The organism is Streptomyces sp. NPDC026500 (assembly GCF_055567635.1).
The window spans coordinates 190449-207134 of record NZ_JBVHQB010000008.1 but is presented as its reverse complement, the minus strand read 5'-3'; the positions used below and the strand labels follow the sequence as shown (position 1 = coordinate 207134).

General features: G+C 70.8%; 12 protein-coding genes. 8 read left to right on the top strand and 4 right to left on the bottom strand.

Annotation, left to right across the window (positions count from 1 at the left end):
* Positions 1–97: 97 nt before the first annotated feature.
* Positions 98–4717: a glutamate synthase large subunit gene (gene gltB / locus ACZ4N5_RS17010; RefSeq protein ID WP_467757859.1), complete on the top strand. Its 4620-nt coding sequence runs from the start codon at positions 98–100 to the stop codon at positions 4715–4717.
* On the top strand, positions 4710–6170 hold the full coding sequence (locus ACZ4N5_RS17005; RefSeq protein WP_467757858.1) for a glutamate synthase subunit beta: 1461 nt from the start codon (positions 4710–4712) through the stop codon (positions 6168–6170). Before gltB ends, ACZ4N5_RS17005 begins: the two co-directional genes overlap by 8 nt.
* A 285-nt stretch (positions 6171–6455) precedes the next feature.
* Here the strand turns inward: ACZ4N5_RS17005 and ACZ4N5_RS17000 are convergent, their stop codons facing one another.
* Positions 6456–7355 (bottom strand): chitosanase, encoded by a 900-nt coding sequence (locus tag ACZ4N5_RS17000; protein WP_467757857.1) that lies wholly within the window; start codon positions 7353–7355, stop codon positions 6456–6458.
* A gap of 258 nt (positions 7356–7613) precedes the next feature.
* The gene (locus ACZ4N5_RS16995) at positions 7614–8534 is read right to left on the bottom strand and encodes a rhomboid family intramembrane serine protease (protein WP_467757856.1); all 921 of its coding nucleotides are present in this window, start codon (positions 8532–8534) and stop codon (positions 7614–7616) included.
* A gap of 172 nt (positions 8535–8706) precedes the next feature.
* Here ACZ4N5_RS16995 and ACZ4N5_RS16990 point away from each other — a divergent pair, with 172 nt between their 5' ends.
* The 3 genes from ACZ4N5_RS16990 (at position 8707) to qcrB (ending at position 11720) form a co-directional block, all read left to right on the top strand.
* Positions 8707–9426 (top strand): vWA domain-containing protein, encoded by a 720-nt coding sequence (locus ACZ4N5_RS16990; protein ID WP_467757855.1) that lies wholly within the window; start codon positions 8707–8709, stop codon positions 9424–9426.
* Positions 9423–9977 carry a HutD/Ves family protein gene (locus ACZ4N5_RS16985; protein ID WP_467757854.1) on the top strand — a complete coding sequence of 185 codons (555 nt, stop codon included), beginning with the start codon at positions 9423–9425 and terminating at the stop codon, positions 9975–9977. Before ACZ4N5_RS16990 ends, ACZ4N5_RS16985 begins: the two co-directional genes overlap by 4 nt.
* An 81-nt stretch (positions 9978–10058) precedes the next feature.
* On the top strand, positions 10059–11720 hold the full coding sequence (qcrB, locus tag ACZ4N5_RS16980; protein WP_467757853.1) for a cytochrome bc1 complex cytochrome b subunit: 1662 nt from the start codon (positions 10059–10061) through the stop codon (positions 11718–11720).
* Here the strand turns inward: qcrB and ACZ4N5_RS16975 are convergent.
* The gene (locus ACZ4N5_RS16975; RefSeq protein ID WP_467757852.1) at positions 11695–12693 is read right to left on the bottom strand and encodes an acyl-CoA dehydrogenase family protein; all 999 of its coding nucleotides are present in this window, start codon (positions 12691–12693) and stop codon (positions 11695–11697) included. The genes qcrB and ACZ4N5_RS16975 overlap by 26 nt on opposite strands.
* Positions 12693–13874, bottom strand: coding sequence for an acyl-CoA dehydrogenase family protein (locus ACZ4N5_RS16970; protein WP_467757851.1), 1182 nt, complete (start codon positions 13872–13874; stop codon positions 12693–12695). The genes ACZ4N5_RS16975 and ACZ4N5_RS16970 overlap by 1 nt, the downstream gene beginning before the upstream one ends.
* Before the next feature lie 150 nt (positions 13875–14024).
* Between ACZ4N5_RS16970 and ACZ4N5_RS16965 the strand changes: the two genes are divergently transcribed.
* From ACZ4N5_RS16965 to ACZ4N5_RS16955, 3 genes are read left to right on the top strand one after another with little or no spacing between them, the layout of a single operon-like run.
* Positions 14025–14816 (top strand): SDR family oxidoreductase, encoded by a 792-nt coding sequence (locus tag ACZ4N5_RS16965; protein ID WP_467757850.1) that lies wholly within the window; start codon positions 14025–14027, stop codon positions 14814–14816.
* A 15-nt stretch (positions 14817–14831) separates the two neighbouring features.
* Positions 14832–15449 carry a TetR/AcrR family transcriptional regulator gene (locus ACZ4N5_RS16960; protein WP_467757849.1) on the top strand — a complete coding sequence of 206 codons (618 nt, stop codon included), beginning with the start codon at positions 14832–14834 and terminating at the stop codon, positions 15447–15449.
* A gap of 42 nt (positions 15450–15491) precedes the next feature.
* Positions 15492–16649 (top strand): acetyl-CoA C-acetyltransferase, encoded by a 1158-nt coding sequence (locus tag ACZ4N5_RS16955; protein WP_467757848.1) that lies wholly within the window; start codon positions 15492–15494, stop codon positions 16647–16649.
* Positions 16650–16686 lie beyond the last annotated feature (37 nt).

Below are 16686 nucleotides of genomic sequence, written 5' to 3'. Positions count from 1 at the left end.
ACCAACAGAGGGCCAACGTCGTCCCTCGGCAGCTGTCTCCCCCCTGAGCCTCAAGGCCTGGGAGGGACCCCCCGCCCCGACGACGACGGGAGAGCCGATGCGTACGCCGCGCCAGCCGTCCCAGCACTCCACGAACGACCAGAAGTGGTCCTTCATGGATGCTCGCCCTGCTGCGCAGGGTATGTACGACCCCCGCAATGAGCACGACGCCTGTGGCGTCGGCTTCGTGGCCACCCTCACCGGCGAGGCGAGCCACGCGCTGGTCGAGCAGGCGCTCACCGTTCTGCGCAACCTGGAACACCGCGGTGCCACCGGCTCCGAGCCCGACTCGGGCGACGGCGCGGGCATCCTGTCCCAGGTCCCGGACGCCTTCTTCCGCGAGGTGGCCGGTTTCGAACTTCCCGCAGCCGGCGCGTACGCGGTGGGCATCGCCTTCCTCCCCGAGGACGGCACGGCCGACGCCGTCTCACGCATCGAGACGATCGCCGCCGAAGAGGGCCTCACCGTCCTCGGCTGGCGCGAGGTCCCGGTCGCCCCCGAACTCCTCGGCGCCACCGCCCGCTCGACGATGCCCGCCTTCCACCAGATCTTCGTCGGCGATGGCAGCAGCCAGGGCATCGACCTCGACCGCACCGCGTTCGTGCTGCGCAAGCGCGCCGAGCGCGAGGCCGGGGTCTACTTCCCCTCGCTGTCCGCACGGACCATCGTCTACAAGGGCATGCTGACCACCGGCCAGCTGGAGCCCTTCTTCCCGGACCTGTCCGACCGCCGCTTCGCCTCCGCGATCGCGCTCGTGCACTCCCGGTTCTCCACCAACACCTTCCCGAGCTGGCCGCTCGCCCACCCATACCGCTTCGTCGCGCACAACGGCGAGATCAACACGGTCAAGGGCAACCGCAACTGGATGGTCGCCCGCGAGTCCCAGCTCGTCTCCGACTTGTTCGGCTCCGCCGACAATGGGCACAGCGGTGACAACGACAAGCTGCAGCGGATCTTCCCCGTCTGCACCCCGGACGCCTCCGACTCGGCCTCCTTCGACGAGGTGCTCGAACTCCTGCACCTCGGCGGCCGCTCGCTCCCGCACTCCGTGCTGATGATGATCCCGGAGGCGTGGGAGAACCACGACTCCATGGACCCGGCCCGGCGCGCCTTCTACCAGTTCCACTCCACGATGATGGAGCCCTGGGACGGTCCGGCCTGCGTCACCTTCACCGACGGCAGCCAGGTCGGCGCGGTCCTCGACCGCAACGGTCTGCGCCCCGGCCGCTACTGGGTCACCGACGAGGGCCTCGTCGTCCTCGGCTCCGAGGTCGGCGTCCTCGACATCGACCCCGCCAAGGTCGTCCGCAAGGGCCGCCTCCAGCCCGGCAAGATGTTCCTCGTCGACACCGTCGAGCACCGCATCATCGAGGACGACGAGATCAAGGCCGGTCTCGCCGCCGAGAAGCCGTACGCGGAGTGGCTGGAAGCCGGCGAGATCGAGCTCTCCGACCTCCCCGAGCGCGAGCACATCGTGCACACCCACGCCTCGGTCACCCGCCGCCAGCAGACCTTCGGTTACACGGAGGAGGAGCTGCGGATCATCCTCGCGCCGATGGCCAAGGCCGCCGCCGAACCGATCGGTTCGATGGGCACCGACTCGCCGATCGCCGCGCTCTCGCAGCGCCCGCGTCTGCTCTTCGACTACTTCACCCAGCTGTTCGCGCAGGTCACCAACCCGCCGCTGGACGCGATCCGCGAAGAGCTGGTCACCTCCCTGCGCTCCTCGCTGGGCCCGCAGGGCAACCTGCTGGAGCCGACGGCCGCCTCCTGTCGCAGTGTCACCCTGCCCTTCCCGGTGATCGACAACGACGAGCTGGCCAAGCTCATCCACATCAACGCCGACGGCGACATGCCCGGCATGAAGGCCGCGACGCTGTCCGGCCTGTACCGGGTCTCCGGCGGCGGCGAATCCCTCGCCGCCCGCATCGAGGAGATCTGCACCGAGGCCGACGCCGCCATCGAGAACGGCGCCCGCCTGATCGTCCTGTCGGACCGCCACTCCGACGCCGAGCACGCGCCGATCCCCTCGCTGCTGCTCACCGCGGCCGTCCACCACCACCTCATCCGCACCAAGCAGCGCACCCAGGTGGGCCTGCTGGTCGAGGCCGGAGACGTCCGCGAGGTCCACCACGTCGCCCTGCTCATCGGCTTCGGCGCCGCGGCGGTCAACCCGTACCTGGCCATGGAGTCCGTCGAGGACCTGGTCCGCGCCGGCACCTTCCTCCAGGGCATCGAGCCCGAGCAGGCCATCCGCAACCTGATCTACGCGCTCGGCAAGGGCGTCCTGAAGGTCATGTCCAAGATGGGCATCTCGACCGTCGCCTCCTACCGCGGCGCCCAGGTCTTCGAGGCCGTCGGCCTGGAGAAGGCCTTCGTCGAGAAGTACTTCAACGGCACGGCCAGCAAGATCGGCGGCGCCGGCCTCGACGTCGTCGCCAAGGAGGTCGCCGCCCGGCACGCCAAGGCCTACCCGGCCTCCGGCATCGCGCCCGCGCACCGCGCCCTGGACATAGGCGGCGAGTACCAGTGGCGCCGCGAGGGCGAGCCCCACCTGTTCGACCCGGAGACGGTCTTCCGCCTCCAGCACTCGACGCGCTCCGGCAGCTACGAGATCTTCAAGAAGTACACGGACCGCGTGAACGAGCAGTCCGAGCGTCTGATGACGCTGCGCGGCCTGTTCGGCTTCACCTCGGACCGCCCCTCGATCTCCCTCGACGAGGTCGAGCCCGTCTCCGAGATCGTCAAGCGCTTCTCGACGGGCGCCATGTCGTACGGCTCCATCTCCAAGGAGGCGCACGAGACCCTCGCCATCGCCATGAACCAGTTGGGCGGCAAGTCCAACACCGGTGAGGGCGGCGAGGACGCGGACCGGCTGTACGACCCGGCCCGCCGCTCGTCGATCAAGCAGGTCGCGTCCGGCCGCTTCGGCGTGACGAGCGAATACCTCGTCAACGCCGACGACATCCAGATCAAGATGGCCCAGGGCGCCAAGCCCGGCGAGGGCGGCCAGCTGCCCGGCCACAAGGTCTACCCGTGGGTGGCCAAGACCCGTCACTCCACCCCGGGTGTCGGTCTGATCTCCCCGCCGCCGCACCACGACATCTACTCCATCGAGGACCTGGCTCAGCTGATCCACGACCTCAAGAACGCCAACCCGAAGGCCCGCATCCACGTGAAGCTGGTCTCCGAGGTCGGCGTCGGCACGGTCGCCGCCGGTGTCTCCAAGGCCCACGCGGACGTCGTCCTCATCTCCGGCCACGACGGCGGTACGGGCGCCTCCCCGCTGACCTCCCTCAAGCACGCGGGCGGCCCCTGGGAGCTCGGCCTCGCCGAGACCCAGCAGACCCTGCTGCTCAACGGCCTGCGCGACCGCATCGTCGTCCAGACCGACGGCCAGCTCAAGACCGGCCGTGACGTCGTCATCGCCGCGCTGCTCGGCGCCGAGGAGTTCGGTTTCGCGACCGCGCCGCTCGTCGTCTCCGGCTGCATCATGATGCGCGTCTGCCACCTCGACACCTGCCCGGTCGGCATCGCCACCCAGAACCCGGTGCTGCGCGAGAGGTTCGCCGGCAAGGCCGAGTACATCGTGAACTTCTTCAAGTTCATCGCCGAAGAGGTCCGCGAGATCCTCGCCGAGCTGGGCTTCCGCACCATCGAGGAGGCAGTCGGCCACGCCGAGAACCTCGACGTGGAGCGCGCCGTCACCCACTGGAAGGCGCAGGGCCTGGACCTGTCCCCGCTCTTCTACGTGCCCGAACTGCCCGAGGGCGCGGCGCTGCACCAGGTCATCGAGCAGGACCACGGCCTGGAGAAGGCGCTCGACAACGAGCTGATCAAGCTGGCCGCCGACGCGCTCGCCGCGGACTCCGCGACCGACGCCCAGCCGGTCCGCGCCCAGGTCGCGATCCGCAACATCAACCGCACGGTCGGCACCATGCTCGGCCACGAGGTGACGAAGAAGTTCGGTGGCGCGGGCCTGCCCGACGACACCATCGACATCACCTTCACGGGCTCGGCCGGCCAGTCCTTCGGCGCCTTCCTGCCGCGCGGCGTCACGCTGCGCCTGGAGGGCGACGCCAACGACTACGTCGGCAAGGGCCTCTCCGGCGGCCGGGTGATCGTCCGTCCCGACCGGGGCGCCGACCACCTCGCCGAGTACTCGACCATCGCGGGCAACACCATCGCGTACGGCGCCACGGGCGGCGAGCTCTTCCTGCGCGGCCGCACCGGCGAGCGCTTCTGCGTCCGCAACTCCGGAGCGACGGTGGTCTCCGAGGGCGTGGGCGACCACGGCTGCGAGTACATGACCGGAGGTCGCGCGGTCGTTCTCGGCGAGACGGGCCGCAACTTCGCGGCCGGCATGTCCGGCGGTGTCGCCTACGTGATCGACCTCGACCGCGACAACGTGAACGTCGGCAACGCGGACGCCGTCGAGGAACTCGACGACACCGACAAGCAGTGGCTGCACGACGTCGTGCGCCGGCACGCGGAGGAGACCGCTTCGACGGTCGCCGAGAAGCTGCTCGCCGAGTGGCCCGCGGCCGTGGACCGCTTCAGCAAGATCATTCCCAGCACTTACAAGGCAGTGCTCGCCGCCAAGGACGCCGCCGAGCGAGCCGGACTCAACGAGTCCGAGATCACCGAGAAGATGATGGAGGCGGCGACCAATGGCTGATCCCAAGGGCTTTCTGAACCACGGCCGTGAGGTCGCCAGGTCCCGGCCGGTCGAGGAGCGCGTCAAGGACTGGAACGAGGTCTACGTTCCGGGCTCGCTGCTCCCGATCATCTCCAAGCAGGCCTCGCGCTGCATGGACTGCGGCATCCCGTTCTGCCACAACGGCTGTCCGCTGGGCAACCTGATCCCCGAGTGGAACGACTACGCGTACCGCGAGGACTGGCAGGCCGCCTCCGAGCGCCTGCACGCCACGAACAACTTCCCGGAGTTCACGGGCCGGCTGTGCCCCGCGCCGTGCGAGTCCGCGTGTGTGCTGGGCATCAACCAGCCCGCCGTGACCATCAAGAACGTCGAGGTCTCGATCATCGACAAGGCGTGGGACACGGGCGACGTCGCCCCGCAGATCCCCGAGCGCCTGTCGGGCAAGACGGTCGCGGTCATCGGTTCGGGCCCCGCCGGTCTCGCCGCGGCGCAGCAGCTCACGCGGGCCGGTCACACGGTCGCCGTGTACGAGCGTGCCGACCGCGTCGGCGGCCTGCTGCGCTACGGCATCCCCGAGTTCAAGATGGAGAAGCGGCACATCAACCGCCGCATCGAGCAGATGCGCGCGGAGGGCACCCGCTTCCGCACGGGCATCGAGATCGGCCGCGACCTCAAGGCGACGGACCTGCGCAAGCGGTACGACGCCGTGGTCATCGCCGCCGGCGCGACGACCGCCCGTGACCTGCCCGTCCCCGGGCGGGAGCTGAACGGCATCCACCAGGCCATGGAGTACCTGCCGCTGGCCAACAAGGTGCAGGAGGGCGACTTCGTGGCGCCCCCGATCACCGCCGAGGGCAAGCACGTCGTGGTCATCGGCGGCGGTGACACGGGCGCGGACTGCGTGGGCACCGCCCACCGCCAGGGCGCGGCCTCGGTCACGCAGCTGGAGATCATGCCGCGGCCGGGCGAGGAGCGGAACCCGGGCCAGCCCTGGCCGACGTTCCCGATGCTCTACAAGGTCACCTCCGCGCACGAGGAGGGCGGTGAGCGGGTCTACTCCGTCAACACCACCCACTTCGAGGGCGACGAGGACGGCAACGTCCAGTGGCTGCACCTGGTCGAGGTAGAGTTCACCGGCGGCAAGCTGAACCAGAAGCCGGGCACGGAGCGCAAGATCCCCGCCCAGCTGGTGACGCTGGCGATGGGCTTCACCGGCACGGACGTCGAGAACGGCGTGGTCTCCCAGTTCGGTCTGGAGCTCGACGAGCGCGGCAACATCGCCCGCGACGCCGACTTCGCGACCAACGTTCCCGGCGTGTACGTCGCCGGTGACGCGGGCCGCGGCCAGTCCCTCATCGTCTGGGCCATCGCGGAGGGCCGCTCGGCCGCCCGTGGTGTCGACCGCTTCCTCACCGGTGCGAGCGACCTGCCGGCCCCGATCCGTCCCACGGACCGCTCGCTGATGGTCTGACCCGAGAACGCGTGACCTGACGGTCACTCAAAAACGTCCCGCACAAAGGCGTGCGGAACACGAGACGGCGCCTGCCTCACTGTCCCCGACCGGACGACCTGGCAGGCGCCGCCGCATGCCCGGGTGCTTCTCGGGGTCAACTCGTCCAGGTGGCGGGGAACTCCACCGCGCTGTCCTCGGTGCCGGCTTCCGTCCTGCCGCGCGGACAGGGGAGTCCGGCGCAGGTGAACGCGACCGGGAACGCCGGGCCGGGTGCACCCGGCCCGGATGCGGCGAGGGCCCGCGCTAGGGCACGCGGTACGTCTCGCCGTACACCTTCCACTGCAGCGGTGTGTGCAGGTCGAGGTTCCCGTCGTAGAGGAACTGGCGCTGGGCCGTGTCGATGCGCGTGGTGTCGCGCTTCGGGTTCTTGGCCTTCATGGCCTCGCGGCGGATGTCCAGGAAGATGTCGAGGTACGCCTTCTCGTCGCTGCCGTCGGACGGCAGGTTCGCCTCGCGCATGGCGCGCTCGCGCAGCCCGTAGAAGCTGTTGTCGCTGGTGCCGGGACCGTGCAGCACCATGGCGTCGTAGTAGATGAACTGGCCGAGTGTGCCGAGACCGTCGAGCTTGGCGAGCCGGACGGCGGGGTCGAAGTAGACGCTGTCGCGTTCGTGGTCCTGGGCCTTGCGGAAGGCGGCGAGGGTGGCCTCGTGGCGCCAGGCCGCGGGAAAGCCCGGGTCCAGGCCCTCGTGGGAGTCCGTGCCGTCGACCTTGCGCAGGGCCGGGAGATAGCGGGCGAGCCCGTTGTCCGGATGCTGGTCGGTGTAGCGCTGGACGAGGGTGAGCAGGTCGTGGGTGCCGGTGCAGAAGCCGACGATGCCCGCCGTGTAGCCCTGGCCGTCACCGATGTCCTCGATGTAGCGGTACGCCTCGTGCCACTTCAGCGTGGAGTTCTCGGCACTCGCCACGATCTCCTGCGCCAGCTCCTTCTTGTCCGGAGCGGCGAGACCCGCCGGCATGTCGGCGACGACCTCGTCGTCGGCCGTCCGCTCGGCCTTGGCCTTGGCCTTCTCGCGGGCCTGCTGCGACACGGACGCCGAGCCCTTGTCGTCGGCCGTGGACGTGTGCTCGGGCGTGGCGAAGTAGACCGCCGCCGTGACCAGTACGGGGACGACGGCGAACAACAGGCAACCCGCACGTTTCATGACGCACAGGGTACGCAGGGATGGCGTACGGGTGGGGAAGCCGGGATGCCGCACGGGTACAGCACGCCTGTGCCCTTCGGGCGGCACGCGTGCGCCACCCGGGCAAGCCACCCGGGGCACGGCCGGTCGGGCGTCGCGTGCAGGGCCCGCGCTGCGCCCGCGCGGGGCCCGACACGGGTGCGGGCAGGGGCTGTTGCCCGTCCTGCGGCCCTGGGCCGCAGCCCGCGCCGCGGCGGGCGTGCCCGCCCTCGGGCCCCTCTACACGGAGCCGTTCCTCAGGGCCGACACCTTGAGCACCGCGAGGACCACCAGCAGTGTGAGAAGCCCCACGCAGACGGCCGCCTGGACCGCCGCCCGCCAGCGGTTGCGGGGAGCGTACGCGAAGGCCGCCGTCACGACCCCGCCCGCCAGCAGGCCGCCCAGGTGACCCTGCCAGGACGTGAGCCCCGCCGAGATCAGCAGCCAGATCAGCAGGCCCCCCATGAACCGGTTGACGCCCCCCATGTCCGTGCCGAACCGGCGCGCCATCACGTAGTACGCGGCGCCGATGCCGAAGATCGCGCCCGACGCGCCGACCGTGTGCTCGTCGGGTGCGATCAGCAGCACGAGGACCGAGCCGCCGAGCGCCGACAGCAGATACAGGGCGAGGTAGCGGACCCGGCCGAGCTGGGCCTCGACGGTCCGGCCGATGTTCCACAGCGCGAACATGTTCATCGCGATGTGAGCGATCCCGAAGGTGCCCTCGGTGGGCGGCAGATGGAGGAACGCGCCGGTCAGCAGCCGGTACCACTCCCCGTTGACCAGGCCTTCCGCGTGGTAGTCCGGGGAGTACACGGCGTCCCAGAGATAGTGGATCCCGTCTCCGTCCACCAGACCCGCGCCGAGCATCTCGAACCGGTCCACGACCGACGAGCGGAGCAGTTCGGCCAGGTAGGCCAGCAGATTGAGGCCGATGAGGGTGTACGTCACCGCGGGCACCGTCGAGATCCTGCCGCCGAAGGCCGTGCGGGCCTGCCGGACGGACTTCGCGCCCTCCTTCACGCACTCCACGCACTGATGGCCGACGGCCGCCTCGCGCATGCAGCTCGGGCATATGTAGCGGTCGCAGCGGGTGCAGCGCACATGCGACTCCACCTTGGGGTGGCGGTAGCAGGTGGTGACGGCGGACTCGGACTCCACGGCCGGCTCCTCGGAACGCACGGGTAAGGGGTAACGGTGAGCCGGTGGGGACGGCGAAGATCAAAATAGCGACACTCCGGGCGCAGGGGAACGGCGGGGTCCGTGAGGCGGGCGGGCCGACACCGTGACGTAATCTCGGCGTTCCGTGACCCTCGCGCGACGGGAGCCCCGTATGGCCGGAATCAGCCTCACCAAGGTCGAGGAGACCGCGCCCGCGCTGGTCGGCGCGTACAAGAGCGCCGGGGTCTGCCTCACCAAGCACGGGCTGAGCGGACAACGGGCCGCCGTGTACCTGGTGGTCGACTACTCGGGCTCGATGAAGCCGTACTACGACGACGGCAGCGTGCAGGCCCTCGCCGACCGGGTGCTCGGTCTGTCCGCCCACCTCGACGACGACGGCACCGTCCCGGTCGTCTTCTTCTCCACGGACGTCGACGCGGTCACCGACATCGCGCTCGACAACCACCAGGGGCGGATCGAACGGATCGCGGCCGGGCTCGGGCACATGGGCAGGACCAGCTATCACCTCGCGATGGACGCCGTCATCGACCACTATCTCGACAGCGGGTCCGATGCCCCGGCCCTCGTCGTCTTCCAGACCGACGGGGGGCCGATCAACAAACTCGCCGCCGAACGGTACTTGTGCAAGGCGGCCCGGCTGCCGCTGTTCTGGCAGTTCATAGGGTTCGGCGATCCGGGCAGCCGCCAGTTCGAGTTCCTGCGCAAGCTCGACGATTTGGCGGTGCCGCGGAAGCGGGTCGTCGACAACGCCGGTTTCTTCCACGCCGGTTCGGATCCGCGGAAGGTGACCGACGGGGAGCTGTACGACCGCCTGGTGGCGGAGTTCCCGCAGTGGCTGGCGGCGGCGCGGGCCCACGGGATCGTCGCGTGACCGTGGACCTGCTGCCCGCGGCGGGGCGGACCGCCGTGCCCTGGAAGAACGGCGGCGGGGTCACCCGGGAGATCGTCGTCCGGCCCGAGGGCGCGGACATGTCCGGCTTCGCGTGGCGGGTGAGCCTGGCCGACGTCGATGCCGACGGGCCGTTCTCGGCGTTCACCGGGGTGGACCGGATCCTCACCATGGTCGAGGGCGTCGGCATGGACCTGACCGTCGGCGGCGAGCACCGGCGCGTGGACACCCGGTACGTGCCCCAGCGCTTTCCCGGGGACCTGCCCACCGACTGCCGGCTGCTCGCGGGCCCGGTCGTGAACCTCAACGTCATGTGGCGCCGGGACGGTCCGCCGGCGCCGGAGGTCGAGGTGCTGCATCCCGGGGTGCCCGTCCTCGTCCCGGCGGGACCGGCCGTTCTGGTCGTCGCGCTCGGAGAGTCCGCCGAGGTGGGGGGCCGGGTGCTCGGGCGGTACGACGCCGTGCTGCTGACCCACGACGACGCCGCACTCCGGGCGCCGGGTCCCGTCGCCGTGATCCGCTCGGCCCCATGAGCGTTTCCTCGGCTTGGCGTACGTCGCACCGTTGGCTTCCGGGAAGGGGCGTGCCACCCTGGTGGGCCGAGGGGGCGGCTTATGGGTGCGCGAGAGATCAACTCAACCCGGAACGACGAGACTTCAGGTACCCGGCGACGAGCCGAGACCGGTAAGGGCGAGCGGCTCGCCGACTGGGCCGACGGGCGGCTGGGCGTCTACTCGCTGGCCAAGGCCAATATGCGCAAGGTCTTCCCGGACCACTGGTCGTTCATGCTGGGCGAGGTCTGCCTCTACAGCTTCCTCGTCCTGATCATCACCGGCGTCTATCTCACCCTGTTCTTCGAGCCGAGCGGCGTCGAGGTCGTCTACCACGGCTCGTACGGGCCGCTGAACGGCATCATCATGACGCGGGCGTACGAGTCCACGCTCGACATCAGCTTCGACGTGCGCGGCGGACTGCTGATCCGGCAGATCCACCACTGGGCGGCGCTCGTCTTCCTCGCCGGGATGCTCACGCACATGATGCGGGTGTTCTTCACCGGCGCGTTCCGCAAGCCGCGCGAGGTCAACTGGCTGTTCGGCTGGACCTTGCTGATGCTCGGCCTCATCACCGGACTGACCGGCTACTCGCTCCCCGACGACCTGCTCTCCGGCACCGGCGTCCGCTTCGCGCAGGGCGCCATCCTGTCGATCCCGGTCGTGGGGACGTACATCTCCTTCTTCCTCTTCGGCGGGGAGTTCCCGGGGCACGACATCATCCCGAGGTTCTTCCCCATCCATGTCCTGCTGCTGCCGGGCATCATGCTGGGACTGGTCGTCGCCCATCTGATCCTGGTCTTCTACCACAAGCACACGCAGTATCCGGGGCCCGGACGTGACCAGAAGTCGGTCGTCGGCATGCCGTTCATGCCGGTCTACATGGCCAAGGCCGGCGGTTTCTTCTTCCTGGTCTTCGGGGTCCTGGCGATCATGGGAGCGATCGCCACCATCAACCCCGTATGGGCCTTCGGGCCCTACCGCCCCGACCTGGTGACCACCGGCGCCCAGCCCGACTGGTACCTCGGATTCTCCGAGGGACTGATCCGGGTGATGCCGGGATGGGAGATCAACGCCTTCGGCCACACACTCCAGTTGGGCGTCTTCATCCCCTTCTCGCTCTTCCCGCTCATCATGACCGCCATCGCCGTCTACCCGTTCATCGAGGCATGGGTCACCGGCGACCGGCGCGAGCACCACATCCTGGACCGGCCCCGCAACGTGCCCACCCGCACCGCGCTCGGCGTCGCCTGGCTGACGCTGTACGCCGTCCTGCTGGTCGGCGGCGGCAACGACCTGTGGGCCACCCACTTCCATCTGTCGATCAACGCGATCACCTGGTTCGTCCGCGTCGCCGTCTTCGCCGGGCCCGCCCTCGCCTACGTCGTCACGAAACGGGTCTGCCTCGGGCTGCAACGCGCCGACCACGACAAGGTGTTGCACGGACGCGAGTCCGGCATCATCAAGCTCCTGCCGCACGGCGAGTACGTCGAGGTCCACGAACCGCTCACCCCGGCACAGCGGTTCACCCTCACCCAGCACGAACAGACGCCGCCCTACGAGGTGGGCCCGCTCGTCGACGCCAACGGAGTGGTCCGCCGGGTCGGACCCGCCCGGAGACTGCGCGCCCGGCTGGCGCGCGCCCTGTACGGGCCCGGCACCCGGATCCCGAAGCCGACGGCGAAGGAGTACCGGGAGATCACGAGCGGGGACGACCACCACTGAGACCGGCCAGCGCCTCGGCCCTGCACTCGGCCGGGGTGCCCCAGGCCGTCCGCAGGGCGCGGGCCTTGGTGAACCAGAGGGACAGGTCGTACTCGGCCGTGTAGCCGATCGCGCCGTGCAGTTGCAGCGCCGTCCGGGCCGTGCTGTACGCGGCCTCGCCCGCCGTGACCTTCGCGGCGGCCACGTCCGCCGGTGCCATCGACAGCGCGGCGCCGAACAGCAGCGGGCGCGCGAACTCCAGGGCGATCATCGCGTCCGCGAGCCGGTGCTTGACCGCCTGGAACGAGCCGACGGGAACACCGAACTGCGTGCGCTGCCCGACGTATTCGACGGTCCGGTCGAGGAGCGCGAGGCCGACCCCGAGGGCCTGGGCGGCGGTGGCGAGCCGGGCCCAGGTCAGGGCCCGGCGAACGGCGCGGGTGACCTGCGGGCCCGTGGCCAGGAGCTCGCCGCCCGCCGCCGGAAGGGCGAGCCGCCGGGCCCGGTCCACGGACGCCCGCACCGGGCCGTGGCCGGGCGCGAGCCGCAGACCGTCGCCGTCCACCGCGAGCAGGACCTTCGCCGCGTCCGCGTCGAGCGCGTACCCGCCGGCCGGGGCCAGCGTGGCGACGCTCTTGCCCGAGGCCAGCCCCGGCAGCAGCCGCTCCGCCGGGCCCGGCTCGCCCAGTTCGCCCAGTTCGCTCAGCAGAACGGCCGCGGCGACCGTCTCCACCACCGGACCCGGAACCGCGTGCCGCCCCAACTCCACGAACGCGACCGTCAGTTCCACGGGCAGCGGGCCCACCCCCTCGTAGGCCTCCGGGACCGCCAGCGCGAAGACCCCCGCGTCGGCGAGCCGCGACCACAGGGACCGGCCGGGCGCGTGGTCGCCGTCGGCCCACGCCCGTACGGCCGACGGCGTGTCCGCGGAGGTCAACATCGCGTCCAGGGAGTCGGCGAAGGCGCGCTGTTCGGCGTCGAGGAGGAAGCGCATCAGCGGCGGCCCTTCGGGAGGCCGAGCAGCCGCTCGGCGATGATGTCGCGCTGGATCTCGTTGGTGCCCGCGTAGATGGGGCCCGCGAGCGAGAACACATGTCCCTCGGACCACTCGGTGTCCGCCAACTCGCCCTCGGCACCCAGCAGATCGAGCGCCGTCTCGTGCAGCGCGATGTCGAGTTCCGACCAGAACACCTTGTTCAGGCTGGACTCCGGGCCGACGTCCCCCACTCTCGGCTCCGCTCGAGCGGGGGCGCCCCCACTCCCTTCGAGGAACCGCGAGGCGTTGGCGTACGTGAAGAGCTGGTAGGCGCGGGCGCCGATCACCGCGTCGGCCACCCGGTCGCGCAGCGCCGAGTCGGACGGGTCGCCGTGGGTGCGCCACAACGCGGCCAGCCGGTCGGCGGCGGCCAGGAAACGGCCCGGCGAACGCAGCGTCAGACCGCGTTCGTTGCCCGCCGTCGACATCGCCACCCGCCAGCCCTGCCCCGGCTCGCCGATCACGTCCTCGTCGGGGACGAACACCTCGTCCAGGAACAGCTCCGCGAAGGCCGGCCTGCCGTCCAGGCGCCCGATGGGGCGGACCGTCACACCCGGCGCGCTCAGGTCGAACATCAGATACGTCAGGCCCTGATGGGGCTTCGCCAGACCCGGCTCGCTGCGGAACAGGCCGAACGCGCGGTCGGCGAACGCGGCCCGCGACGACCATGTCTTGTGGCCCGTCAAGCGCCAGCCGCCGTCCGCGCGCACCGCGCGCGACCTCAGCGACGCCAGGTCCGAGCCCGCCTCGGGCTCGGACCACGCCTGCGCCCAGACCACCTCGCCCGTCGCCATCGGCGGCAGCACCCGCGCGCGTTGCTCCGCGGTGCCGTGGTCGAAGAGGGTCGGCGCGAGGAGGCTGACGCCGTTCTGCCCGACCCGGCCGGGCGCGCCCGCCGCGTGGTACTCCTCCTCGAAGGCCAGCCAGCGCACGAGGTCCGCGTCCCGGCCGCCGTACTCCGCCGGCCACGACACCACCGACCAGCGGTCCGCAGCCAGTTCGGCCTCCCACGCGCGATGAGCTGCGAAGCCCTCCGCGGTCTCCAGGGAGGGCAGCGGAGCCGCCGGGACATGGGCGTCGAGCCAGGCGCGGGCCTCGGCACGGAACGCCTCGTCGGCGGGGGAGCGGGTGAGATCCATCGGCGGCACCTTTCGGCGGCGGGCTCCGGACGGCGTGGGCCCAGGGTGGGCGACGCCGTCCCGGGCGGGGTTTCCCGGTCGGCTTGGGAGAGGGTCCCGGGAGTGACGGCAAGGTTCCCTAACAAGTGTTTGGTAGGTTAGCTTGGGGTCATGAACGACGTCGAGAGTCCGGCGTACGTACCCGGGCACGGGCTGCTGAAGGGCCGCACCGCCGTCATCACCGCCGCGGCGGGCGCAGGCATCGGCGGGGCCACGGCACGCCGGTTCCTGGAGGAGGGCGCGCGCGTCCTGATCAGCGACGCGCACACCCGCCGGCTCAAGGAGACCGCCGAGACCCTGGCAGCGGAGTTCGGCCCCGGCAAGGTGACCGCACTGCCCTGCGACGTCACCGCCGAGGACCAGGTCCAGGCCCTCTTCGACACCGCCGCCGACCTCCACGGCCGACTCGACATCGTCGTCAACAACGCGGGCCTCGGCGGCACCTCACCCCTCGTCGACATGACCGACGAACAGTGGTCGAAGGTCCTCGACGTGACCCTGAACGGCACGTTCCGCTGTACCCGCGCCGCGCTGCGGCGGCTCAGGGAGCGCGGCCACGGCGGAGTCGTCGTCAACAACGCCTCCGTCGTCGGCTGGCGCGCCCAGTCCGGACAGGCCCACTACGCCGCCGCGAAGGCAGGTGTCATGGCGCTCACCCGCTGCGCCGCGATCGAGGCCGCCGCGTACGGGGTGCGGGTCAACGCCGTCTCGCCCAGCCTCGCCATGCACCCCCACCTGGTGAAGGTCACCACCCCCGAACTGCTGGAGGAACTGACCGCCCGCGAGGCCTTCGGCCGGTACGCCGAACCCTGGGAGGTGGCCAACGTGATCGTGTTCCTCGCCTCCGGCTACTCCTCGTATCTGACCGGCGAGGTCGTGTCCGTGAGCAGCCAGCACCCATAGGGCGACAATGACCGTGTGCCTACCAAGAAGAAGCCCCAGGTGACCGCCACCCCGGAGCGCCGCCGCGAACTGCTCGGCACCGCCGCCGAGGTGTTCGCCGAACAGGGCTACAACGCCACCACCGTCCGCAAGATCGCGGACGAGGCCGGGATGCTCGCGGGCAGTCTCTACTACCACTTCGACTCCAAGGAATCGATGCTGGAGGAGATCCTGCGGACCTTCCTCGACGAGCTCTGGGACGGCTACGACACCGTCCTGGACTCCGAACTCGGCCCCCGGGAAACCCTGGAGGCACTGGTCACCGAATCCTTCCGGGAGATCGACCGGCACCGCGCGGCCGTCGCGATCTACCAGAAGGAGGCCCGGCACCTCGCCGCACAGCAGCGCTTCGCCTTCCTCGCCGAGTCCCAGCGCAACTTCGAGAAGGCGTGGCTGAGCACCCTGGAACGCGGAGTCGACGCCGAGGTCTTCCGGGCCGACCTCGACATCCGCCTCACCTACCGGTTCGTGCGCGACACCGTGTGGGTCGCCGCCTCCTGGTACCGGCCCGGCGGTCAGCACAGCCCGGAGGAGATCGCCCGGCAGTACCTGTCGATGGTGCTCGACGGCATCTCCGTCCGCGAGGAGACGTAAGCGAACCACGCGCGAACCACCCACGTCCGCAAGGGAGTCGTCATGGCCGAGGCCTACATCGTCGAAGCGGTCCGCACGCCCGTCGGGCGGCGCAGGGGAGGGCTGAGCGGGGTCCACCCGGCCGACCTCGGCGCGCACGTGCTCAGGGCCCTGGTCGAACGGTCCGGCGTGGACCCGGCAGCCGTCGAGGACGTCGTCTTCGGCTGCCTGGACACGGTCGGACCACAGGCCGGGGACATCGCTCGCACCAGCTGGCTGGCGGCCGGACTGCCCGAGGAGGTGCCGGGCGTCACCGTCGACCGGCAGTGCGGGTCCTCCCAGCAGGCCGTGCACTTCGCCGCCCAGGGCGTCCTCTCCGGCACCCAGGACCTCGTCGTCGCCGGCGGCGTGCAGAACATGAGCCAGATACCCATCGCCTTCGCCTCCCGCCAGGCCGCCGAACCGCTCGGCCTCACCGAGGGCCCCTTCGCGGGCAGCGAGGGCTGGCGCGCCCGCTACGGAGACCGCCCCGTCAACCAGTTCCACGGCGCCGAACTCATCGCCGCCAAATGGGGCATCAGCCGCCGCGACCAGGAGGAGTTCGCCCTCCGCTCCCACCAGCGGGCGATCCGCGCCGTCGACGAGGGCCGCTTCGCCCGCGAGACCGTCGCCCACGACCGGGTCACCGTCGACGAGGGCCCCCGCCGGGACACCACCCTGGAGAAGATGGCGGCCCTGAACCCGGTCGTCGAAGGCGGCACCATCACGGCCGCCTGCTCCTCCCAGGTCTCCGACGGCGCCGCCGCGATGCTGCTCGCCTCCGAGCACGCGGTCCGCGAACACGGCCTGATCCCCCGAGCCCGCGTGCACCACCTCTCGGTGCGCGGCGAGGATCCCATCAGGATGCTCTCGGCCCCGATCCCGGCCACCGCGTACGCCCTGAAGAAGACCGGCATGTCCATCGGCGACATCGATCTCGTCGAGATCAACGAGGCCTTCGCCCCGGTCGTCCTCGCCTGGCTCAAGGAGACCGGCGCCGACCCGGAGAAGGTCAACGTCAACGGCGGCGCGATCGCCCTCGGCCATCCCCTCGGCGCCACGGGCGTGCGGCTGATGACGACCCTGCTGCACGAACTGGAGCGGACCGGCGGCCGGTTCGGACTTCAGACGATGTGCGAGGGCGGCGGCCAGGCGAACGTGACGATCATCGAGCGGCTCTGACGCCCGGGACGGACGTCAGCCGCCGGGACTCGCGGTT